This window comes from Micromonospora sp. KLBMP9576 (genome assembly GCF_050941805.1).
Taxonomy (GTDB): Bacteria; Actinomycetota; Actinomycetes; order Mycobacteriales; family Micromonosporaceae; genus Micromonospora.
Genome location: NZ_CP194567.1, coordinates 280,353 through 302,128, shown reverse-complemented (window position 1 = coordinate 302,128; position 21,776 = coordinate 280,353). Strand labels below are relative to the sequence as shown.

At 73.1% G+C, this 21,776-nt stretch carries 18 protein-coding genes; 5 read left to right on the top strand and 13 right to left on the bottom strand.

From position 1 onward, the window contains the following. Window positions 1-92: 92 nt before the first annotated feature. From ccsB to hemL, 6 genes are all read right to left on the bottom strand, one after another. On the bottom strand, window positions 93-1,067 hold the full coding sequence (gene ccsB, locus ACQ452_RS01480) for a c-type cytochrome biogenesis protein CcsB (RefSeq protein WP_433389217.1): 975 nt from the start codon (window positions 1,065-1,067) through the stop codon (window positions 93-95). Continuing rightward, complete coding sequence (gene resB, locus ACQ452_RS01475) at window positions 1,067-2,713, bottom strand: cytochrome c biogenesis protein ResB (RefSeq protein ID WP_433389216.1); 1,647 nt, start codon at window positions 2,711-2,713, stop codon at window positions 1,067-1,069. Before resB ends, ccsB begins: the two co-directional genes overlap by 1 nt. Continuing rightward, on the bottom strand, window positions 2,713-3,558 hold the full coding sequence (locus ACQ452_RS01470) for a cytochrome c biogenesis CcdA family protein (protein WP_433389215.1): 846 nt from the start codon (window positions 3,556-3,558) through the stop codon (window positions 2,713-2,715). Before ACQ452_RS01470 ends, resB begins: the two co-directional genes overlap by 1 nt. Then, window positions 3,558-4,133 carry a TlpA family protein disulfide reductase gene (locus ACQ452_RS01465; protein ID WP_433389214.1) on the bottom strand — a complete coding sequence of 192 codons (576 nt, stop codon included), beginning with the start codon at window positions 4,131-4,133 and terminating at the stop codon, window positions 3,558-3,560. The genes ACQ452_RS01470 and ACQ452_RS01465 overlap by 1 nt, the downstream gene beginning before the upstream one ends. Next, window positions 4,133-4,780 carry a histidine phosphatase family protein gene (locus ACQ452_RS01460; protein WP_433389213.1) on the bottom strand — a complete coding sequence of 216 codons (648 nt, stop codon included), beginning with the start codon at window positions 4,778-4,780 and terminating at the stop codon, window positions 4,133-4,135. Before ACQ452_RS01460 ends, ACQ452_RS01465 begins: the two co-directional genes overlap by 1 nt. A gap of 188 nt (window positions 4,781-4,968) precedes the next feature. Next, window positions 4,969-6,306 (bottom strand): glutamate-1-semialdehyde 2,1-aminomutase, encoded by a 1,338-nt coding sequence (gene hemL / locus ACQ452_RS01455; protein WP_433389212.1) that lies wholly within the window; start codon window positions 6,304-6,306, stop codon window positions 4,969-4,971. A gap of 224 nt (window positions 6,307-6,530) precedes the next feature. Here hemL and ACQ452_RS01450 point away from each other — a divergent pair, with 224 nt between their 5' ends. Further along, window positions 6,531-6,866 carry an STAS domain-containing protein gene (locus ACQ452_RS01450; protein WP_433389211.1) on the top strand — a complete coding sequence of 112 codons (336 nt, stop codon included), beginning with the start codon at window positions 6,531-6,533 and terminating at the stop codon, window positions 6,864-6,866. Between the two features lie 9 nt (window positions 6,867-6,875). Here the strand turns inward: ACQ452_RS01450 and ACQ452_RS01445 are convergent, their stop codons facing one another. After that, a complete protein-coding gene (locus tag ACQ452_RS01445; protein ID WP_433389210.1) occupies window positions 6,876-7,430 on the bottom strand; it encodes a response regulator in 555 nt (184 codons plus the stop codon). After that, window positions 7,427-11,791, bottom strand: coding sequence for a HAMP domain-containing protein (locus ACQ452_RS01440; RefSeq protein WP_433389209.1), 4,365 nt, complete (start codon window positions 11,789-11,791; stop codon window positions 7,427-7,429). Before ACQ452_RS01440 ends, ACQ452_RS01445 begins: the two co-directional genes overlap by 4 nt. A 201-nt stretch (window positions 11,792-11,992) precedes the next feature. Here ACQ452_RS01440 and ACQ452_RS01435 point away from each other — a divergent pair, with 201 nt between their 5' ends. Then, window positions 11,993-14,080 (top strand): SpoIIE family protein phosphatase, encoded by a 2,088-nt coding sequence (locus tag ACQ452_RS01435; protein WP_433389208.1) that lies wholly within the window; start codon window positions 11,993-11,995, stop codon window positions 14,078-14,080. A gap of 282 nt (window positions 14,081-14,362) precedes the next feature. On the opposite strand, the gene ACQ452_RS01430 is transcribed toward ACQ452_RS01435, so the two are convergent. Further along, the gene (locus ACQ452_RS01430; RefSeq protein ID WP_433389207.1) at window positions 14,363-15,712 is read right to left on the bottom strand and encodes an FAD-binding oxidoreductase; all 1,350 of its coding nucleotides are present in this window, start codon (window positions 15,710-15,712) and stop codon (window positions 14,363-14,365) included. A gap of 90 nt (window positions 15,713-15,802) precedes the next feature. Here ACQ452_RS01430 and ACQ452_RS01425 point away from each other — a divergent pair, with 90 nt between their 5' ends. Next, complete coding sequence (locus tag ACQ452_RS01425) at window positions 15,803-17,899, top strand: S9 family peptidase (RefSeq protein WP_433389206.1); 2,097 nt, start codon at window positions 15,803-15,805, stop codon at window positions 17,897-17,899. 50 nt (window positions 17,900-17,949) lie between these two features. On the opposite strand, the gene ACQ452_RS01420 is transcribed toward ACQ452_RS01425, so the two are convergent. From ACQ452_RS01420 to ACQ452_RS01410, 3 genes are read right to left on the bottom strand one after another with little or no spacing between them, the layout of a single operon-like run. Next, a complete protein-coding gene (locus ACQ452_RS01420) occupies window positions 17,950-18,891 on the bottom strand; it encodes a threonine ammonia-lyase (protein ID WP_433389205.1) in 942 nt (313 codons plus the stop codon). Between the two features lie 34 nt (window positions 18,892-18,925). Next, window positions 18,926-19,363, bottom strand: a complete 438-nt coding sequence (locus tag ACQ452_RS01415; protein ID WP_433389204.1) for a VOC family protein — start codon at window positions 19,361-19,363, stop codon at window positions 18,926-18,928. A gap of 1 nt (window position 19,364) precedes the next feature. Further along, window positions 19,365-19,937, bottom strand: coding sequence for a DinB family protein (locus ACQ452_RS01410; RefSeq protein WP_433389203.1), 573 nt, complete (start codon window positions 19,935-19,937; stop codon window positions 19,365-19,367). A gap of 61 nt (window positions 19,938-19,998) precedes the next feature. Here ACQ452_RS01410 and ACQ452_RS01405 point away from each other — a divergent pair, with 61 nt between their 5' ends. Together ACQ452_RS01405 and ACQ452_RS01400 are read left to right on the top strand one after the other, a co-directional pair. Further along, the gene (locus ACQ452_RS01405) at window positions 19,999-20,985 is read left to right on the top strand and encodes a helix-turn-helix transcriptional regulator (protein ID WP_433389202.1); all 987 of its coding nucleotides are present in this window, start codon (window positions 19,999-20,001) and stop codon (window positions 20,983-20,985) included. Next, complete coding sequence (locus ACQ452_RS01400) at window positions 20,982-21,167, top strand: hypothetical protein (protein WP_433389201.1); 186 nt, start codon at window positions 20,982-20,984, stop codon at window positions 21,165-21,167. Before ACQ452_RS01405 ends, ACQ452_RS01400 begins: the two co-directional genes overlap by 4 nt. Before the next feature lie 20 nt (window positions 21,168-21,187). On the opposite strand, the gene ACQ452_RS01395 is transcribed toward ACQ452_RS01400, so the two are convergent. Next, entirely contained in the window at window positions 21,188-21,760 is a 573-nt protein-coding gene (locus ACQ452_RS01395; protein WP_433389200.1) for a TIGR03086 family metal-binding protein, read from the bottom strand. Window positions 21,761-21,776 lie beyond the last annotated feature (16 nt).

Below are 21,776 nucleotides of genomic sequence, written 5' to 3'. Positions count from 1 at the left end.
CACCCACGGCATCGCCAGGAACTGCTCGAAACCGGCGGGCCAGGCGCAGAACGCCGGAGCCGGCTGCTACGCACGGGCCTGCCCGGAGGCGGTCAGTCCAGCCCGCCGTACGAGTGCAGGCCCTCGAAGAAGATGTTCACGCCGAACAGGTTCATCAGCATGGTGAGGAAGCCGACGATGGCGAGCCAGGTCGCCACGTTGCGCTTCACGCTCGGGGTGGCCCGGGCGTGCAGGTAGCCGGCGTAGATCACCCAGGAGATGAACGACCAGGTCTCCTTCGGGTCCCAGCCCCAGGGCCGCCCCCAGGCCGCCTCCGCCCAGATCGCCCCGGCGATCACCGCGAAGGTGAAGACCGGGAACGCGAACGCGTGCAGCACGAAGGTCAGCCGCTCCAGCGCCGCCGCCGTCGGCAGCCGCTTCGCCAACGTGTACGGGAAGCTCCGCCGGCCCTGCTCGTGGCCGGAGCGCATCAGGAACGCCACCGCCGGCACCGCGCCCAGCAGGAAGATGCCGGAGGCGAACACGATCGTCGAGACGTGGATGACGAACCAGTACGAGTTGAGCGCCGGCACCAGCGGCACGATCGGGGTGTAGAGCACCAGTTCGGCGGTCGCCACCAGCAGCACCATCACCAGCGACAGGAACAGCCCGAGGCCGCGCAGCTGCGGGCGCTTCCAGAGCACCACCAGCCAGGCGACGACACCGATCCACGAGCCCGTGAGCACGAACTCGTACATGTTGCCCCAGGGCATCCGGTCGGCGGCGAAGCCGCGCGTCACCAGCGCCCCCAGGTGCAGCAGCGCCCCGAGCGCGGTGGCCGCGACGGCCGCCAGGCCCGCGAGCCGGGCCCGCCGGGCCGTACGCTCGGCCGCCGTCGTGCCGGTCTCGGCGGGCGGCTGCGCGACGACCCCGCCGGGGCCGCCGACCCCCGCGCCGACCAACTCGCGCGCGGGCGCCGCGACCCGGGCCCGGGAGTTGCCGAGCGCGTACTCGACGGCGTGGCAGATCATCGCGACCAGGTACGCCAGGATCGCGAACGACACCAGTTGGTCGGAGAATGCGGACATCACTCGGCTCCTTCTCGCGCTCCGGCCCGATCGTCGTCGACACCGGCCTTCTCGTCCGGTCGCCCGTCGCCGCCGATCGCGGCCACGAGCTGCGCGAACTCGTCGGCGAACCCGGGATGGTCGGTGCGCGGCAGGCCACCGGCCTCGACCAAGCTACTACCGCTCGTCGGAGATCCACTCGTGGGGTCGGCCGACGACACCCGGAAGAAGACGCGGCGGCGCCGGCCGAACAGCGAGCCCATCAGCCCGACCAGCAGCACGCCGGAGCTGACCAGCAGCACCGTCGAGCCGGGATCGTGCCGGACCGTCAGGGTCACGTACGGCTTGGTGCCGAGGAACTCGACTGTGGTGCCGTCGTCCAGCCGCCACGTCTCGCCCTTGCGGAGCAGCTTCGTGCCGATCTCCTTGACCTTGCCGGCCTGCACCTGCCGTTGGTCCAGCTCGTAGACCGAACCGGGGATGCCGGCGTCCATGCCCAGGTTGCCCTGGTAGGCGACCAGGTTCAGCACGGGGTTGCGTTCCGTCGGGTGCTCGGAGCGGACGAACGGCGCGGTGGCCGGGGCCGTCGGCAGGTAGAGCCCGGAGAAGGCCACCTGGAGGTCCGGGGCCCGCTCGCCGGTGGCCGGGTCGACGTTGACGTCCGGGAAGGCCGCCAGCCCCTCGCTGGTCATCCCGACGTCGCCGGTGGTGAGGAACGGGAAGTTGCTGGTCTGGCTCTTGCCGAAGCGGTCGGTGTAGCGGATCACGGGGGCGTAGCCGTGGCCGAGCAGGTGGACGTTCGCGCCGTCGAGACGCAGCGGGGCGTTCACCGAGAAGTCGGCCGGCCGGCGCTCCCCGTCGGCTCCGTCCACGGTCACCGTGGCGTTGAAGAACTCCGGCTGCCCGGACTCCAGGAACCGGGCCTGGAAGTCGTCGAGCCGGACGCAGAAGCCGGGCAGGTCGGCGCTGCCCACCCGGGGGCCGATCTTGCTTTCGGCGTACTGCTGGCGGGTGTTGCAGAAGGCGTTCTCCTCGCCGGCCACCAGCAGCTTGTTGCCGCTCCAGCCGTACCAGGAGCCGACCGCGACCCCGATCAGCACGGCCACCAGCGAGCTGTGGAAGAACAGGTTGCCGGTCTCCTTGAGGTAGCCCTTCTCGGCGGAGACCTCGTCGCCGCGCACCGCCACCCGCCAGTGCCGCCGCCGCAGCGTCGCCGCGATCGCCGCCGCGCCGCCCTCCGGCCCGGCCAGCACCGCGTGCTGCGGCAGCCGGTCCAGCCGCTTCGGCGCGGCCGGCGGCTTCGACCGCAGCGCCCGCGCGTGGTCACGCAGCCGGGGCAGGATGCAGCCGATCAGTGAGGTGAAGAGCAGCAGGTAGATCGCGGAGAACCAGACCGAGTTGAACGCCTCGAAGGCGCCGATCCGGTCCAGCAGCGGGGCCAGGTCGGGGTGCGCGGTGAAGTAGTCCCGCACGTCCTCCGGGTTGACCCCGCGCTGCGGCAGCACCGAACCGGGAATGGCGGCCACCGCGAGCAGGAAGAGCAACACCAGGGCCGTACGCATGCTGGTGAGCTGCCGCCACGAGTTGCGCAGCAGGGCCACCAGCCGCCGGGGCCGGCGTCGGGGGGCCGCGGCCGGCGGTGCGGGGCGCTCGTCGACGACGCTCATCAGATGCTCACCTCGCCCACTCCCACGGTGGTCTGCAACCAGATCACGACGTTCGTCCAGCCGCCGGTGACCAGCGCGAGGCCGATCACGATCAGCAGCGCCCCGCCCACCCGGGTGACCCAGCGGCTGTTGCGCCGCACGGCCCGGAACACCCCGAGCAGGCGCTCGAAGCCCAGCCCGAAGACGACGAACGGAATCCCCAACCCGAGGCAGTACGCCACGGCGAGCACCACCGCCCGGTCGGTCTGCCCACCGACGGCGGCCATGCCGATCACCGCCCCGAGGGTCGGCCCGACGCACGGCACCCAACTGAGCGCGAAGACCGCGCCGAAGACCGGCGCCCCGAGCAGCCCGGCGGCGGGCAGCCGCTGGATCCGGAACTCCCGCTGCAACCCCGGGACCAGCCCGACGTAGCTCAACCCGAGTACGACGATCAGCGCGCCGATGACGATCTCCAGCGCCCGCTCGTACTCGAAGAAGACCCGGCCGACGCTCGCGAAGAGGATCGCGGTGGCGGTGAAGACGACGGTGAACCCGGCGATGAACAGCAGCGTGCCGGCGAGCACCCGGCCCTTGACCGCGCCCCTGGGCTGCTCGGTGCGCTCCCGCACCGCCACCGCACCGCCGCTGCCGACGACGCCGCCCGACGACGCGGCGACCTCCGTCGCCCCCGCCCGGCGGGTTTCCAGGTCGGCGCCGGCGAGGCCGGTGACGTACGACAGGTAGCCCGGCACCAGCGGGAGCACGCACGGCGAGAGGAAGCTGACCAGCCCGGCGAGCGCCGCCGCCCCGATGGCGAGCAGCAGCGGACCCGACTGGGCGAGTTCCCGGAACGTCTCGCCCATCAGCGCGAACCGGCGGGTGGCGGCTGCTCGGCCGCGATCCGCTCGACGATCGGCTGCAGGCCCTCCTGCTTGACCGCCGCCCGGATCACCACGGCGACCCGGCCGTCCCGGTCCAGCACGATGGTCGCCGGGATGGTGTTCGGCGCGATGTCCAGCGCGAGCGCCAGGCGGCTCGGCGGGTCGAACAGGCTCGGATAGGTGACCTTGAAGCTCTCCTCGAAGGCGAGCGCCTTGTCCCGCTGGTCCTGGATGTTGATGCCCAGGAAGGCGACCCCGGAGCCCTTCGTCGCCTGGTAGGTGTTCTCCAGGTCGTCCGCCTCGGCCCGGCACGGCGCGCACCACGAGCCCCAGAAGTTGACCACCACGACCTGGCCCCGGTCCTGCGCCACGTCGTGACTGCCGCCGGTGAGCAGCTCGCCGGCCAGCTTGGGGGCGGACGAACGCTGGTCGGGGGCGCACTCGATGATGCCGTCGCGGTTGCCGCACGCGTCCTCCCGGTCACGCGACGAGCAGCCGGCCAGCGTCACCGTCACGATGGCGGCGAGCAGGCCTGCGGTCCACCTCCGGACGTTCATCAGGCCCCCTTGGCCGTCCTGGCTGTCGACGACATGGCGATCAGGTGGGCGGCCGGCTCCGAGTAGCCGATGCCGGCCACCTTGGCGCCGTCGAAGTGGAAGGTGGTGAGGCTGGCGAGCCCGCACTGGCGCCGGCGCGGATCGTGCCAGAGCCGCTTCCGCTCGGCGTACCGGCGCAGCGTCCAGATCGGGAGCTGGTGCGAGACCAGCACGGCCTCACGCCCCTCGGCGGCCACCCGGGCGGCGTGCACGGCGGCGAACATCCGCTCCGCGATGGCCTGGTAGGCCTCCCCCCAGGAGGGGGTGACCGGGTCCCGCAGCACCCACCAGTTGCGCGGGTCACGGAACGAGCCGTCGCCGGGCGAGACCTTCTTGCCCTCGAACCAGTTGGCGCTCTCGATGAGCCGCTCGTCGACGCCGACCGGCAGGCCGAACTGCGCGGCGATCGGCTCGGCCGTCTGCTGGGCGCGCTCCAGCGGGCTGGCCACGACGTGCACGACGTCGCGGTCGGCCAGCCCCTGCGCGGCGGCCTTGGCCATCTGCACGCCGAGTTCGGAGAGCCGGAAGCCCGGCAGCCGGCCGTAGAGGATGCCGTCCGGGTTGTACACCTCGCCGTGCCGCAGCACGTGGACCACCGTCTTGCTCACCGCTGCGCCCCCTTCGTTCGCGACTGCGGGGCTCGCAAACCCGGCTCACTCCTCGCGCTCACCGCTACGCCCCCTTCGTTCGCGACTGCGGGGCTCGCAAACCCGGCTCACTCCTCGCGCTCACCGCTGCGCCCCCTTCGTTCGCGACTGCGGGGCTCGCAAACCCGGCTCACTCCTCGCGCTCACCGCTACCCCCCGTGACCCGCCGCTGCCGCCGCGTTGGCCGCCACCGGCAGTGCGGTGGCGATCTGCTCCAGAGCGGCGTCATCCAGCGCCGCCGACACGAACCACGCCTCGAACGCGCTCGGCGGGAGGTAGACGCCGCCGGCGAGCATCGCGTGGAAGAACGCCTTGAACGCCGGCACCCGCTGGGCGCGGGCGCTGTCGTAGTCGACCACGTCGGCGTCGGTGAAGAAGATCGAGAACATGTTGCCCGCGTACGACAGGCGGTGCGGGACCCCGGCGGCGGTGAGCGCGTCGGTGGCGAGCCGGCCCACGACGGCGGCCATCTCGTCGAGCCTGCGGTAGAGCGCGTCGTCGGCCAGCCGGAGGGTGGCCAGGCCGGCGGCGCAGGCCAACGGGTTACCGGAGAGGGTGCCGGCCTGGTAGACCGGGCCGGCGGGGGCCAGCCGCTGCATGATCTCCGCGCGCCCGCCGAACGCCGCGGCCGGCAGCCCACCCCCCATGACCTTGCCGTACGTCCACAGGTCCGCATCGGAGGGGTCGAGGCCGTGCCAACCGGCGCGGGAGACCCGGAACCCGGTCATCACCTCGTCGACGATGAGCAGGGCGCCGTGCGCGTGCGCGATCCGGGCGAGCTGCGCGTTGAAGCCGTCACGCGGGGCCACCACGCCCATGTTGCCGGCGGCGGCCTCGGTGATGATCGCCGCGATGTGCTGGCCCTCGGCGGCGAACGCCTGCTCAACGGCGGCGACGTCGTTGTACGGCAGCACGATCGTGTCGCCCGCCGCCGCGCCGGTGACCCCGGGCGAGTCGGGCAGGCCGAGGGTCGCCACCCCGGAGCCGGCGGCGGCCAGCAGGGCGTCGGAGTGCCCGTGGTAGCAGCCGGAGAACTTCACGATCCGGGGACGGCCGGTGAACCCGCGCGCCAGCCGGATCGCCGACATGGTGGCCTCGGTGCCGGAGTTGACCAGCCGGACCTGCTCGACCGGGGTGCGGTCGACGATCTCGGCGGCCAGCTCGACCTCACCCGGGGTGGGGGTGCCGAAGCTGGTGCCCCGGGTCGCGGCCGACCTGATGGCCGCCACGACCTCCGGGTGCGCGTGGCCGAGAATCAGCGGCCCCCAGGAGGAGACCAGGTCGACGTAGCGTCGGTCGTCGGCGTCGTGGAGCCAGGGCCCCTCCCCCCGGACCATGAAGCGCGGCGTGCCGCCGACGGCACGGAACGCGCGCACGGGGGAGTTCACCCCGCCGGGCACGATGGCCTTGGCGCGGTGGAACAGGGCCTCGGAGGCCGGTGCGTCGGCCGGGTAGCGGCCGGATCCGGCGGGCAACATATCGGTCACGATGCCGCCATTGTGTCAGCGTCGGGCGGCGAATCGGCAGGCACCCCGCGCCGGGGTTACCAGGCTCACGCGGGCCCGCCCCTCCCCGCCCTCCCGGCGCGCTCACCACGCGCCGCGTGCCCGGGGTCGCCGCCCTCGGCGGGAGCGGTCCGTCGCGCCCGGCGCGGACCCGGTCGACTTCCGCTCGACGCGCCGGGCCGCCCGGATCGCGCTAGGCTGACCGGGTGGATCGTGCCGAGCTGTCCATCACGCTACACCGGACGGGTGACGAAGCCGTGCTTCGCCTGGTCGGTGAGATCGACATGCTCTCGGCCGCCCAACTCTCGACCGTCGTCAACGAGGTCCTCGCCGAGCCGCCGCCGCGGATCATCCTCGATCTGGGCGGCGTCACCTTCTGCGACTCGCAGGGCCTGGGCACCCTGGTCGTACTCAGCCGCAAGGCCAGCCACGCGCAGAGCCTGCTGATGCTGGCCAACGTCGGCGACTTCCTGCTCCGCGTCCTCGACATCACCGGCCTGCGCAGCGCCCTGATGATCCGCAACGACCAGCCCACGGGCTGATCCCGCGGGTCAGGGGGTGTTGCCCCAGCGGGCCTGTTCCAGAAGCTGGACGGCGCGGTCGCGGGCGTCCCGGGCATCCGTGCGCAGCATCGCGGTGGCCTCGTCGACCGCGTCGGTCAGCACCCGCCACTGGACGTCGCGCTCCCGCACCAGATCCGACTGGGCCGCGAGCTGCCGGGTCTTCACCCACAGCTCCACGAAGACCGACACCTTGGCCCGCAGCACCCACGGGTCGAACGGCTTGGTCAGGTAGTCGACCGCGCCGACCGCGTAACCGCGCAGCGCGAGTTGGGCGTCCCGGTCGGCGGCGGTGAGGAAGATGATCGGTACGTGCCGCGTCCGCTCGCGCCGCTTGATGTGGCTGGCCGTCTCGAAGCCGTCCATGTTCGGCATCTGGGCGTCCAGCAGGATCACCGCGAAGTCGTCGACCAGCAGCTGCTTCAGGGCCGCCTCGCCGCTCTCGACGGCGACGGACTGGACCGGCAGGCCCTGGAGGATCGCCTCCAGGGCCATCAGGTTCTCCCGGCGGTCGTCGACCAGCAGCGCCTTCGCGATCTGGGTCACGAACTCTCCTCGGTTCGGCCGCCGCTGATCCAGGACGACATGAGTTCGATCAACTCGTCCAGGTCGACGGGCTTGGTGATGTAGTCACTTCCCCCGGCCGCCAGCGCCGACTCGCGGTCCCCGGGCATGGCCTTCGCGGTCAGGAAGACGATCGGCAGGTCGGCGAAGCGGTGGTTGCGCCGCATCTGCCGGGTCGTCTCGTACCCGTCCTGGTCGGGCATCATCGCATCCATCAGGACGATGTCCACCTCCGGATGCTCGGCCAGCAGCCGGACGCCGTCCGCCCCGTTGTCCGAGTAGAGCACGGTCAGCCCGTGCAGCTCCAACGCGCTGGTCAGCGCGAAGACGTTCCGGACGTCGTCGTCGACGATGAGCACGGTGCTCCCGTCCAGCCGCCGGGTGGCCGGGGTGGAGGTCAACTCCGGCAGCTCCGGCGGCGGCATCAGCAGCGACGGCGGCAGCCCCGCCCGCGCCGGTGACGGCGGCAGGGGCGTGATCACCGCGTCGGGGGCCAGCACCTCCGGCACGAAGAGGGTGAACGTCGAACCCTGGCCGGGCGCCGACGCCACCACGATGCTGCCGCCCAGCAGCCCGGCCAGGTCCCGGCTGATCGACAACCCCAGCCCCGTGCCGCCGTAGCGGCGGCTGGTGGTGCCGTCGGCCTGCTGGAACGCCTCGAAGATCAGCGACAGCTTGTCGTCGGAGATGCCGATGCCGGTGTCGACCACAGTGAACGCGATGACCTGCCGCGCGTTGGTCAGGGCCGGCAGGTCGAAGACCACGTTCTCGGGCGCCGGCGCGATCCGCAGCGTCACCGCACCGTTGTCGGTGAACTTGACGGCATTGGAGAGCAGGTTGCGCAGGATCTGCTGGAGCCGCTGGGCGTCGGTGACCAGCGCCTCCGGCAGGTCCCTGCTGATGCGCACCTGGAAGTCCAGGCCCTTCTCCTCGGCCTGCGGCGCGAACGCCTGCTCCACGTAGCCGCGGATCTCGTCGAACCGGACCTCGGTGGGCTCGACGTCCATCCGCCCCGCCTCGATCTTGGACAGGTCCAGGATGTCGTCGATCAGTGACAGCAGGTCGGAGCCGGCGCCGTGGATCGTGCGGGCGAACTCGATCTGCTTCGGCGTGAGGTTCTGCTCCGAGTTCTCGGCCAGCAGCCGGGCCAGCAGCAGCAGCGAGTTCAACGGCGTACGCAGCTCGTGGCTCATGTTGGCCAGGAACTCCGACTTGTATGCCGACGCCCTGGTGAGCTGCTGCGCCTTCTCCTCCAGGCCGAGCCGGGCCAGCTCGATCTCCCGGTTCTTCGTCTCGATGTTGCCCTTCTGCTCCGACAGCAGCTGCGCCTTGTCCTCCAGCTCCGCGTTGGTGCGCTGGAGTTCCGCCGACTGCTCCTGCAACTCGTGGGCGAGCCGCTGGGACTGCGCGAGCAGTTCCTCCGTACGCCGGTTGGCCTGGATGGTGTTGACCGCGATGCCGGTGGTGAGCACGAGCCGCTCAAGGAACGACAGGTGCAGCTCGGAGAAGGCCGCCACGCTGGCGAACTCGATGACCCCGAGCAGCTCGCCCTCGAAGAGCACCGGCAGCACGACCAGGTCGGCCGGCGGGGTCTCCGCGAGCCCGGAGCGGAGCATCAGCTTGCCGTCCGGTGCCCCGCTCATCCGGATCGTGCGGCGGGACAGGGCGGCCTGGCCGACCAGCCCCTCGCCGGGGCCGAAGGTGACCTCGTGCCCCCGGGCGACGTAGCCGTACGAGGCGGTCAACCGCAGCCGCATCACGCCCTCGGAGGTGTCGGCCAGGAAGAACGCGCCGAGCTGCGCGTCGACCAGCGGGGTCACCTCCATCATGATCATGCGGCAGACCTCGCCCAGGTCCCGCTGCCCCTGGAGCAGACCCCCGATCCGGGCCAGGTTGGAGTCGAGCCAGCCCTGCTCGGCGTTCTTCTTGGTCGTCTCCCGGAGGGTGACGATCATCTGGTTGATGTTGTCCTTCAGCTCGGCGACCTCGCCCTGCGCCTTGACCGCGATCCGCTGGGTCAGGTCGCCCCGGGTGACCGAGGTGGAGACCTGCGCGATGGCGCGTAGCTGGGTGGTGAGGGTCGAGGCGAGCTGGTTGACGTTCTCGGTGAGGTCTCGCCAGGTGCCGGAGACGCCCTTGACCTGGGCCTGACCGCCCAGCTTGCCCTCGCTGCCCACCTCCCGGGCCACCCGGGTGACCTCGTCGGCGAACGACGAGAGCTGGTCCACCATCGTGTTGACCGTCGACTTCAGCTCCAGGATCTCGCCCTGCGCGTCGACGGTGATCTTCTGCGACAGGTCGCCCTTCGCCACGGCCGTGGTGACCGAGGCGATGTTACGCACCTGCGACGTCAGGTTCGACGCCATCGAGTTGACGTTGTCGGTCAGGTCCCGCCACGTACCCGAGACGCCCTTCACCTGCGCCTGGCCGCCCAGCTTGCCCTCCGTGCCCACCTCGCGCGCGACGCGGGTCACCTCGTCGGCGAACGACGACAACTGGTCCACCATCGTGTTGACCGTCGACTTCAACTCCAGGATCTCGCCCCGGGCATCCACCGTGATCTTCTGCGACAGGTCACCCTTCGCCACCGCCGTGGAGACCTGGGCGATGTTGCGCACCTGGGCGGTCAGGTTCGACGCCATCGAGTTGACGTTGTCGGTCAGGTCCCGCCAGGTGCCGGCGACGCCGCGCACCTGGGCCTGGCCGCCCAGCTTGCCCTCCGTGCCCACCTCACGGGCCACCCGGGTCACCTCGTCGGCGAACGACGACAACTGGTCCACCATCGTGTTGACCGTCGACTTCAACTCCAGGATCTCGCCCCGGGCATCCACCGTGATCTTCTGCGACAGGTCGCCCTTCGCCACCGCCGTGGTGACCGAGGCGATGTTACGCACCTGCGACGTCAGGTTCGACGCCATGGAGTTGACGTTGTCGGTCAGGTCCCGCCACGTACCCGAGACGCCCTTGACCTGCGCCTGACCGCCGAGCTTGCCCTCCGTGCCCACCTCGCGCGCGACGCGGGTCACCTCGTCGGCGAACGACGACAGCTGATCCACCATCGTGTTGACGGTGTTCTTCAGCTCCAGGATCTCGCCCTGCGCGTCGACGGTGATCTTCTGCGACAGGTCGCCCTTGGCGACCGCCGTGGAGACCTGGGAGATGTTGCGGACCTGGCTGGTCAGGTTGCCGGCGAGCTGGTTGACGTTCTCGGTCAGGTCCCGCCAGGTGCCGGAGACGCCGCGCACCTGGGCCTGGCCGCCGAGCTTGCCCTCGATGCCCACCTCCCGCGCGACGCGGGTCACCTCGTCGGCGAACGACGAGAGCTGATCCACCATCGTGTTGACGGTGTCCTTCAGCTCCAGGATCTCGCCCTGCGCCGCCACGGTGATCTTCTGCGACAGGTCGCCCCGCGCCACCGCCGTGGAGACCTGGGCGATGTTGCGCACCTGGGCCGTCAGGTTCGACGCCATCGAGTTGACGCTGTCGGTGAGGTCCTTCCAGGTGCCCGCCACGTTCGGCACCTCGGCCTGCCCGCCGAGCTTGCCCTCGGTGCCCACCTCCCGGGCCACCCGGGTCACCTGCTCGGCGAAGAGCCGCAGGGTGTCGGTCAGGTAGTTCATGGTGTCGGCCAGCTCGGCGACCTCGCCCCGCGCGCCGACAGTGATCTTCTGCGACAGGTCGCCCTTCGCCACCGCCGTCGCCACCTGTGAGATCGACCTCACCTGGCCGGTCAGGTTCGACGCCATGGTGTTCACCGAGTCGGTGAGGTCCTTCCAGGTCCCCGCGACGCCCCGCACGTCGGCCTGACCGCCCAGCTTGCCCTCGGTGCCCACCTCGCGGGCCACCCGGGTGACCTCGTTGGAGAAGGACGAGAGCTGGTCGACCATCGTGTTGACCGTGCGACCGATCCGCAGGTACTCGCCGCGCAACGGCCGGCCGTCGATCTCCAGCGCCATGTGCTGGGTGAGGTCGCCGTCGGCCACCGCGACGATGACCCGGGCGATCTCGGTGGTGGGTCGGCCCAGGTCGTCGATCAGCGAGTTGACCGCCCGCTGCCCCTCCGCCCAGGAGCCGTCCAGGCCCTCGTCGTCGAGGCGCTCGGTGAGCCGGCCGTCACGGCCCACGATCCGGCTGATCCGCCGCAGGTCGAGGTACTGCCGCTCCTGCAGCGACACCACCTCGTTGAAGGCGTCCGCGACCTCACCGGCCTGGCCCGCCCGGCGGGGCAGCCGCACCTTCAGGTCACCCCGACCGATCCGCCGCAGCGCCTCGGTCAGCTCGCCGAGGAGCGCCTCGTGGTCGGGCGCGGACGCGTCCACGGCCGCCGACTGTCTCGTGGTCATCATTCCTCGCTCAGCTCGGGACCACCGGCTCCTGCCGACACCGGCCATCCCATCATTGTGCCCGTGGCCTCGCCCGCGCCATGCCTACGCGCCCGGCAGCCGGGGCCGGGATCACCCGGTACGTGCGGTTTCGGGGCGGCGTCGGCCACCCGTCCGGGCATCGGCTTGGCACCCGCACCGGCGGCGGTGGAGGATACGGGGATGTCAGCGGAGACGAGGCCCGCGACGATCGGGGGCCGAGACGAGCACGTCCGACGTGTCCGGCTCCCCGCAGACCGTCGCACGCCCGCCGCGGCGCGCGCCCTGGTGCGCTCGGTGCTGACCGAGGCCCACCTGGACGAGCTGGCCAACGAGGCCATGCTGCTGACCACCGAGCTCTCCACCAACGCGGTCGAGCACGCCCGCACGGAGCTGGACATCGAGGTGGTCGCCGACCCGGTCGGCCTCACCGTCACCGTGTCCGACTTCGCGGCCGGCCCGGTGGAGGAGCTGACCGTCGGGGTCCGCAACGACACCTGCGACATCGACGAGGTCGCCGAGCGCGGCCGGGGCCTGCTGCTGGTAGACCACTTCGCCAGCCGCTGGGGCACCACCTACCTGCCCACGGGCAAGGGCATCTGGTTCCGGCTGGACCTGCCGGGGCAGCCCGCGGGCGACGACGCGGGGACGACCCGCTGGCCGGGGCCCGTCGCGGCGACCGCCGGGGGCGGCTCGTCGGCGGCCCCGGAGAACTCCGCGCCGAGCGCCGCGGCGATGAGCGAACTGATGCAGACCACACCCGACCCGTACGCCGAGGATCCGCTGCCCGACTTCGCGGCCGGCCTGCTGACCCGGGTCGCGGAGATGGTCGGCGCGGCCGGCGGGGTCGTCCGGCTCGACCGGGGGGACGGGCAGGGCACCCAGGCGCTGGCCCGGTACGGCCGCCAGTCCCGCCCCGGCAACGAGCTGCTCCGGGTGCCGCTGGCAGTGCACCGGCCGTACGCCGGCGAGCTGGAACTGGACGCCGCCCCGTCGGCGTACGCGCGCCCGCTGGCCGTGCTGATGGCCGAGCGGCTCTCGCTGCACCTGGAGAACGACCGGCTGCGCCGGGCGGACGTCCGCCGGCAGGCCTGGCTGACGTTCCTCGCCGAAGCCAGCGAACTGCTCGCGCAGTCCCTGGACGTCGAGCTGACCATGGCGCTCGTCCCGCAGCTCGTGGTGCCCCGGCTCGGGCAGTGGTGCGCGGTGCACACGACCGACGAGTGGGGCCGGCTGCGTCTCGCGGCGACCAGCCACGCCGACGAGTCGGTGCTGCCCCAGCTGCACCAGGTGCTGGAGGAGACCGGCCCGGACTCGGTCCAGGCCCGGCTGCGCGAGGCCTCCCGCAACGGCACCCAGATGCCGATCGGCGCTCCCATGGAGGGCTTCGCCGTGCCGCTGATCGCCCGGGGGCAGCGGCTGGGCACCCTGGCCGTCGGCCGGCACCAGCGGCACCGGCACGACCCGGACGAGGTCGCCGTGCTGGAGGACGTCGCCCGGCGGGCGGCGCTGGCGATCGAGAACGCCCGGATCCACGCCGAGCGCCGCCGGATCGCGCACACGCTCCAGCAGTCGCTGCTGCCGCCGGTGCTGCCCGTCGTCGAGGGCATCGGCTTCGCCGCCGAGTACGTCCCGACCGGCGGCGACGTCGACGTCGGCGGGGACTTCTACGACGTGGTGCCCCTGCCCGACGGGCGCTGGCTGGTGGTGATCGGCGACGTCTCCGGCAAGGGGGTGCAGGCGGCGACGGTCACCGGCCTGGTCCGCGACGTCATCCGGGTGCTGGTGGGCGACGGCAAGCCGCTGCCGGAGGCGCTGGCCCGGGTCAACGAGACGCTGCTGGAGCGCGGTGGCGGGCGCTACTGCACGCTGGCCCTGGCGGCGGTGGGCCCGGGGGACGGCGACCAACTCGACGTTTCCCTGCATCTCGCCGGCCACGACCGGCCGGTGCTGCTGCCCGCCGGCGGCGGGGCGCGCTTCGTCGGCACCGGGGGCACCGCGCTGGGCCTGCTCGACTCGATCGCCTCGCCCACGGCCGAGGTGTCGCTCGACCCGGGCGACTCGTTGATCTTCTATACCGACGGGGTCACCGAGCGGCGGCGCGGCCGGGACCTGTTCGGCACCGAGCGGTTACGCGACGCCGCCGCCCCGCTGGCCGGTTACTCGGCCAACGTGATCGCGGCCCGGCTCCGCTCGACGGCGCTCGGCTTCTCGGCCGAGGCGCCCCGCGACGACATCGCCATCCTGGTGCTGCGCAACGACGCCACCTGAGCCCTGCCTGGAGCGGGCCCCGTCGGGTGTGGAGCACGAACTCGGACGGTGGGGTCGTGGCGGTCGGCGGGCCGGTGTGCGGCAAAGGCTCACCCGACGCGGTCGAGCCGGCGCTCGGGACACACCTGAAGCCCGAGCCGGGCGGCTTTGAATCGTCTACGACATCAGCTCCAAAGCGTCCTGCGGATCGCCCCGCCGCCCGGCGGGGCGCTGAAGACCGCCCACGAGGGCTGGAGGCCGCCCCGCCCACGAGGCCGCTGGAGACCGCCGCCCACAGGGCCGCTAGAGGCCGCCCGGCAGGCGGCCCGGGGCGAGGCGGTGGTGCGGGTCGAAGTGCTCCTTGGCCGCGCGCAGCCGGGCCAGCCCGCCCAGCTCGCCCCACAGGTCGACGGCCCGCCGGACGGCCGGCGGCGCGGAGACCACCACGCACCGGCCCTGGCGGGCGAGGAGCACGGCGCGGACGGCCGCCAGGATCGACGCCACCCGGTCGGGGGGCATCGCGGCGGGCAGGGCGGCGTGCACCACGCCGAGGCCGGCGGAGCCACGCACCGGGACGGGGCCACCGGCGGCGTCGCGCAGCGCGTAGACGGCGGCGTGCAGGTCGGCGATCGGCACCTCGATACGCAGCGCCGTGTCGCCCGGGCCGAACGGGTAGCGCCGCCACCACTGGGGCGGGGCGTGGCTGGCGGTCGCGCCGCCGTCGAGGAGCGCGAGCAGCCGGTCCGCCCGCTCGGCGACGTCGGCGGGACCGCCCTCCAGCAGCACCACCAGTCGCCCGGCGGCGGCCGGGCGGGCCCCCGTGCGCCCCGTCATGGCCGGGTGGCGGGCCATCGCCTCGGCCCGGGGGCCCTGACGCGGCCGGGATCCCGACCCGGCCGGCAGGTCCAGCTCGACCGCCGCCGGGTCGAGGCGCGCGGCGAGCACGCTACGGATCAGGTCGTGCACCTCCAGCGGGGTCCAGACCGGCCGGCTGACCCAGATCCGGCCGGCCGGCACTGCCTGCACCCGCAGGGTCGCGGAGACCAGCACGCCGAGCGCCCCCTGCGAGCCGCAGAGCAGCCGGGCCAGCTCCAGCCCGGCCGCGCCGCCCCCGGCGTCGACGAGCTCGCCGTCGGCGTCGAGGTAACGCACCCGGACGAGCTGATCGCAGGGGCTGCCGTGGCGGTGCCGCAGCGGCCCCGACTCACCGGCGGCGAGCACTCCACCGAGGGTGGCGCCGGGCGACGGGGCGTCGAGGGCCAGGCGCTGCCCGGTGCGGTCGAGCGTGGCCTGCACGGCGCGCAGCGGCGTGCCCGCCCCGACCTCGGCGGTGGGCGCCCCCGCCCACGCGTGCCCGATGCCGGCCAGCCGGCCGGTGTCGAGCATGATGTCGACCCGATCGGGGGCGGCACCCCAATCGATCTTCGTGCCGGCGCCGCGCGGCACCACCGAAAGGTCGTGCCGGGCCGCCAGCCGCAGCACCTCGGCCGCGGCGGGTGCGCCGCCCGGAACGGCGACCCAGCGGGCCGGTCGGCCGGCCACCTCGTCGGCGGGGCCGGCGAAGCGGGCGAACGGCGGGCCGCAGATCTCCGTGAGCCGCCGGGTGATGTCGAGGGCGCCGGGCCGATCGGTGGAACTCGTTGCAGCCGCCATGCCGGCCATCGTACACATGTTCGAAAGATGCGGCGGCGGGTCGTTGTCGAGGCCGCGCGACGGGCCGCGCCCGGCCGGTAACGTGGCGCCGTGACCACCGAGACCCCCGTGCCCGCGGCGAAGCGGGTGCCCCACGAGCGCACCCACCACGGCGACACCGTCGTCGACGAGTACGCCTGGCTCACCGTCAAGGACGACCCGGAGACGATCGCCCACCTGACCGCCGAGAACGCCTACACCACGGCCCGGACGGCGCATCTGGAAGGGCTGCGCGCCGACCTGTTCGAGGAGATCCGCCGGCGCACCCAGGAGACCGACCTGTCGGTGCCCGGCCGCAAGGGCGGCCACTGGTACTACACCCGCACCGTCGAGGGCCAGCAGTACGGCGTGCAGTGCCGCCGGGCGGTCCGCGACGGCGAGACCGAACCCCCGGTCAGCCTCGACGGCGCGCCGCTCGACGGCGAGGAGGTGCTGCTCGACGGCAACCTGCTCGCCGAGGGGCACGACTTCTTCTCGCTGGGCGCGTTCGACGTCAGCCCCGACGGGCGGTGGCTGGCCTACTCCACGGACTTCTCCGGCGACGAACGGTTCACGCTGCGGGTCAAGGACCTCGCCACCGGCGAACTGCTGCCCGACGAGGTGCCCGACACCTTCTACGGCACCGCCTGGTCCGCCGACGCCTCCGTGCTGTTCTACGTCACGGTCGACGAGACGTGGCGGCCCAACCGGGTCTGGCGGCACACCCTCGGCACGCCGGCCGCCGAGGACGTGGTGGCCTACCAGGAGGACGACGAGCGGTTCTGGGTCGGCGTCGAGCTGACCCGCTCGGAGCGGTTCATCCTCATCGACGTGCACAGCAAGCTCACCAGCGAGGTGCTGGTGATCCCGGCCGGCAACCCGACCGGCGCGCCGGCGTCCGTGGCGCCCCGGCGGCAGGGCGTGGAATACGCCGTGGAGCACCACGGGCACCGCTTCCTGATCCTGCACAACGACGGCGCGGAGGACTTCGCGCTGGCGTACACCTCGGCGGACGCGCCCGGCGACTGGGTGCCGCTGATCGAGCACTCGCCCGGCACCCGGCTGGAGGCGGTCGACGCCTTCGCCGACCACCTGGTCGTCTCGCTGCGCACCAACGGGCTGACCGGGCTGCGGGTGCTGCCCGTCGGCGGCGGCGACGCGTACGACATCGACTTTCCGGAGCCGCTCTACAGTGTCGGCCTGCGGGGCAACCCGGAATACCACACCGGGCAGATCCGGCTGGGCTACACCTCGCTGGTCACGCCCGACTCGGTCTACGACTTCGACCTGGTGACCCGGCAGCTGGTGCTGCGCCGGCGCAAGCCCGTGCTGCCCGCGCCGGACGGGCGGGCGTACGACCCGGCCGACTACGAGCAGCACCGCGACTGGGCGCTCGCCGACGACGGCACCCGGGTGCCGATCTCGCTGGTCTGCCGCAGGGACGTCCCGCGAGACGGCTCCGCGCCCTGCGTCATCTACGGCTACGGCTCGTACGAGGCGAGCATGGACCCGTGGTTCTCCGTCGCCCGGCTCTCCCTGCTGGACCGGGGTGTCGTCTTCGCCGTCGCGCACATCCGCGGCGGTGGCGAGCTGGGCCGCCGCTGGTACGACGAAGGCAAGCTGCTGGCCAAGAAGAACACCTTCACCGACTTCGTCGCCTGCGCCCGGCACCTGGTCAAGGCGGGCTGGACGACCAGCGACCGGCTCGTCGCCCGGGGTGCCTCGGCCGGTGGGCTGCTGATGGGCGCGGTCGCCAACCTCGCCCCCGAGGCGTTCACCGGCATCGTCGCGCAGGTGCCCTTCGTGGACGCGCTCACCTCGATCCTCGACCCGTCGCTGCCGCTGACCGTCACCGAGTGGGAGGAGTGGGGCAACCCGCTGGCCGACCCGGAGGTCTACGCGTACATGAAGTCCTACACCCCGTACGAGAACGTGCGGGCGGTGGACTATCCGGCGATCCTGGCGGTGACCAGCCTCAACGACACCCGGGTGCTCTACCACGAGCCGGCGAAGTGGGTCGCCCGCCTGCGGGCGGTGGCCCCGGGCGGCGACTACCTGCTGAAGACCGAGATGGGCGCCGGCCACGGCGGTCCCAGCGGCCGGTACGACTCCTGGCGGGAGGAGGCGTTCGTCAACGCCTGGATCCTGGACCGCGTCGGCCTCGCCTGAGCGGGAACGGGAAGGGCGCCCCCGTCGGGGGGGTGCCCTTCCGGACGCGTTCAGCGCAGCACGCCCGCCAGCACCGCCGGGTCGACGTTGCCGCCGGTGACCACGGCGACCGTACGACCGGGTGGCAGCTCGGTGGCGCGGAACAGCCGGGCGGCCACGGCCACCGCGCCGCTCGGCTCCACGACCAGCCGGGCGTCGCGGACGAGCCGCCCCATCGCGGCGCGGATCTCGTCCTCGGTCACCGTGACGATGCGGTCGAGCCGGGCCCGCAGGTGGGCGAGGGTCAGCTCGGACGGCGGCAGGCGCAGCCCGTCGGCCATCGTGCGGTAGGTGCGCTCCTCGCCCCACGCCACCACCGACCCGGCCGCCAGCGACTCCCGCGCGTCGGCGGCGAGTTCCGGCTCGACGCCGATCACCGCCGCCGCCGGACGCACCGCCGCGACGGCGGTCGCGACGCCGGAGGAGAGCCCGCCGCCGCCCACGGGCACCAGCACCACGTCGACGTCGGGCAGGTCTTCGACGATCTCCAGCCCGACGGTGCCCTGCCCGGCGATGATCCGCCGGTCGTCGAAGGGCGGCACCAGCACCGCGCCCGTGGTCGCCGCGATGCGCTCCGCCTCCGGGCCGCGCTGCGGGGGCGGCACCAGCAGCACCTCGACACCGAGCGCCCGGATCCGGTCCACCTTCACCGCGGGGGCACCCTCGGGCACCACGATGCGGCACGGCACGCCGGCCGCCCGGGCCGCGTACGCCAGGGCCAGGCCGTGGTTGCCCGAGGAGTGGGTGACCACGCCGCGCGCCCGCTCCTCGGCCGTCAGCCGGGCTACCGCGTGGGTCGCCCCGCGCAGCTTGAAGGACCCCACCGGTTGCAGGCTCTCCGGCTTGAGCCAGAGCTGCGCGTCCCAGCCGGTCGGCAGCAGCGGGGTACGCAGCACGGTGCCCGCGATGTCGGCGGCGGCGGCCCGGATGTCCGTCATCGATACCAGATCCATCGATCCATCCTGCCCGAACCGGGGGCGCGGTAGTTCAGTCGAGGCAGAACTCGTTGCCCTCGGGATCGGCCATCACGAGGTGGCCGCTGCCGAGCGGGGGATCCGGCTCGTGGCGGCTGAGCCGGGTGGCGCCGTGGGAGACGAGCCGCCCGGCCTCCGCCTCCAGGGCCGCCATCCGGGCCTCGCCCTCGACGCCGGGGGCGGCCCGCACATCGAGGTGCACGCGGTTCTTGGCCTGCTTGCCCTCCGGCACCCGCTGGAAGAACAACCGCGGCCGGGTGCCCTCGGGGTCGACCAGCCCCGAGGCGTCGTTGCGCCGCTCGGGCGGTACGCCCATCGCCGCCAGCGCCTCGTCCCACGACGGGAAGCCCCCGGGCGGGGCCTGCACCTGGTAGCCGAGGGCCTCGGCCCAGAAGGCCGCCAGCCCGGCCGGGTCGGCGCAGTCGAAGGTGATCTGGACGTCGCGGGCCATCTCAGCTCGCCTCCTGTCGGGTGTGCAGGTGAAGGTCGCGCAGCAGGCACACCTCGGCGAGGTGGTGGACCAGCTCGCGGTTGATGTGCAGCACCAGCGTCGCCAGGGGAAGCTCCGCGTACGGGCCCTCCGTCTCACCGCACCGTCGGGCGAGACCGGTCTCGCCGAGGGACTCGACCCCGGCCTGCCACAGGGCGTACTCCGTGTCGAGCTGGGCCAGCGCCTCGGCCGCTGTCGCGGCGTACTCGAACGACTGGTAGTCGGTGGGCGCGCGACCGAAGTGCGCGGCGTTGCGCACCGCGAGCACGCCGACGATCACGTGCCCGAGCCGCCAGGCGATCGTCGTGAACGGCTCCGGCTCGGGCGGCGGCATCGCGAAGTCGATGGTCATCGCGCCGGCCCCGCCCTGCATGGGTGCGGTGCCGGTGCCGCGCGGGCGCACGTTCCAGCAGCCCGGCGTCGGCTCCCAGAAGTACTCGTCGTCGGTGAGTCCGTCGAGGCGCTCGCGTAGCTGGTGGGTCCAGTGCCAGTCGATCTGTTGGCGGAGCAGGGGGTTCCAGTTCTGGTCGGTCATGACCCCAGCCTCTCGCGGATAGCGGACAGGATCGTTCCGTGATCGGTGCGACTATTGACGCGTGACCGTCGAGGCAACGATCGAGCGGGTGTTGCGGTTGCTGGCACTTTTGCAGCGGCGCGCCTCCTGGACCGCCGCCCAACTCGCCACCGAGCTGGGCGTCACCGACCGTTCGGTGCGCCGCGACGTGGAGCGGCTGCGCGCGGTCGGCTACCCGGTGCACGCCACGGCGGGCGTCGGCGGCGGCTACCAGCTCGGCGCGGGCACCCGGCTGCCGCCGCTGCTCCTCGACGACGAGGAGGCCATCGCGACGGCGGTCTCCCTGCGGCTGGCGTCGGGCGGCACCGTCGCCGGTGCGGGCGAGGCGGCACTGCGGGCACTCACGAAGCTCGACCAGGTGATGCCGGCCCGGCTGCGCGCCGAGGTGCGGGCGGTGCACGGCGCCACCGCGACCCTCGTCGACCCGGGCGTCGAGATCGACGCGGAACTGCTGGTGACGCTCGCGCGGGCCTGCCGCGACGCGGTGCGGGTGCGGTTCCGCTACGCCCGGCGCGACGGCGGCGAGCGCGAGCGCACCGTCGAGCCGGTACGGATGGTCACGACGGGCCGCCGCTGGTACCTGATGGCCTGGGACGTCGACCGCGACGACTGGCGCACCTTCCGGCTGGACCGGATGCGCGAGGCGGTCGCCACGACGTGGCGCTTCCGGGCCCGGGACCATCCGGACCCCGTCGCCCACGTGCAGCGGTCCGTGGCCGAGTCGCCGTACCGGTATCTCGCCCGGGTGCGGTTGCGCGCCCGGCCCGAACAGGTGCGGGAGCTGGTGCCGCCCCAGGTGGGGCGCGTCGAGGACGATCACGACGGGTGGTGCGTGCTCCTCGTCGGCGGGGACGACCTGGACTGGCTCGCCGCACACACGGCCCGGCTGGGCTTCGAGGCAGAGGTGCTGGGGCCGCCGGAGCTGCGACAGGCCGTCGTCCTGCTCGCCCGCCGCCTCACCGCCATGGTCGGGAAGGTCCCACCCCCGGCACCTAGACTGCCGGGGTGACCGGGGCCGACGAGGTGGACGACGAGCCGGCCGAGCGCGTACCAGCCTCGGGCTGGCGGGCGGCGGCGCGCGACCGGCGCGTCTGGGCGATCCTCGCGGTGGTCGCCTTCCTGCTGGTGTGCTGCTGCTCCGCAGCCGTCGGGACGCTGCTCGCGCTCTCCGCCGGCCTGCTGTCCGGCTGAGCCACCCGGCCGGGTGGTGCTCAGGCGACCGGGGACCAGCCCGGATCGCGGCCGGTACGGCAGAGCAGCAGCTCGAACTCCGTCAGGTCGGCGCCGGAGGTCACCGGCTCGGCGAAGACACCCATCCGCTGACCCTGCGGACCGAGCCGCTCCACCAGCGCCCGCAGCGGCTCCAGCACCTCGGGCGCGGGACGGTAGGGCTGGCCCGTGGCGACCGCCAGGTCCCAGCCGTGCACCGCCAGATCCAGGAGCACCATGTCACCGACGACGGTCTGCGGCATGCCCATCGTCTCCGAGACGCCCTCCAGGCTGGACGGGTCGGACCAGGCCCGCACCAGTCGCCGCGTCTCGGTGGCGAACCGGTCCCGCCAGCCGTCGGTGAGCAGGTCGGGTCCGTCCGCCCATTGGACGGCCTGCCGCGCCGCCAGGGCCTGGAAGTTGACCACCACCTGGAACAGGTGGTTCGTCAGATCGCGTACGGCGTACTCGCCGCAGGGCGTCGGCAGGTCGAGCTGGTCGTCGGCGATGCCATGGACCACCGCCACGGTGGGCGGGGCGGCCATCGTCAGCAGATCACTGGTACGGGTCGTCATCCGGTCAGCGTACGAG

Coding starts and splice junctions, on each gene's coding strand:
- ccsB (WP_433389217.1), bottom strand. CDS start 1,067: ATGTCCGCATTCTCCGACCAACTGGTGTCGTTCGCGATCCTGGCGTAC.
- resB (WP_433389216.1), bottom strand. CDS start 2,713: ATGAGCGTCGTCGACGAGCGCCCCGCACCGCCGGCCGCGGCCCCCCGA.
- ACQ452_RS01470 (WP_433389215.1), bottom strand. CDS start 3,558: ATGGGCGAGACGTTCCGGGAACTCGCCCAGTCGGGTCCGCTGCTGCTC.
- ACQ452_RS01465 (WP_433389214.1), bottom strand. CDS start 4,133: ATGAACGTCCGGAGGTGGACCGCAGGCCTGCTCGCCGCCATCGTGACG.
- ACQ452_RS01440 (WP_433389209.1), bottom strand. CDS start 11,791: ATGACCACGAGACAGTCGGCGGCCGTGGACGCGTCCGCGCCCGACCAC.
- ACQ452_RS01435 (WP_433389208.1), top strand. CDS start 11,993: ATGTCAGCGGAGACGAGGCCCGCGACGATCGGGGGCCGAGACGAGCAC.
- ACQ452_RS01430 (WP_433389207.1), bottom strand. CDS start 15,712: ATGGCGGCTGCAACGAGTTCCACCGATCGGCCCGGCGCCCTCGACATC.
- ACQ452_RS01420 (WP_433389205.1), bottom strand. CDS start 18,891: ATGGATCTGGTATCGATGACGGACATCCGGGCCGCCGCCGCCGACATC.
- ACQ452_RS01415 (WP_433389204.1), bottom strand. CDS start 19,363: ATGGCCCGCGACGTCCAGATCACCTTCGACTGCGCCGACCCGGCCGGG.
- ACQ452_RS01410 (WP_433389203.1), bottom strand. CDS start 19,937: ATGACCGACCAGAACTGGAACCCCCTGCTCCGCCAACAGATCGACTGG.
- ACQ452_RS01395 (WP_433389200.1), bottom strand. CDS start 21,760: ATGACGACCCGTACCAGTGATCTGCTGACGATGGCCGCCCCGCCCACC.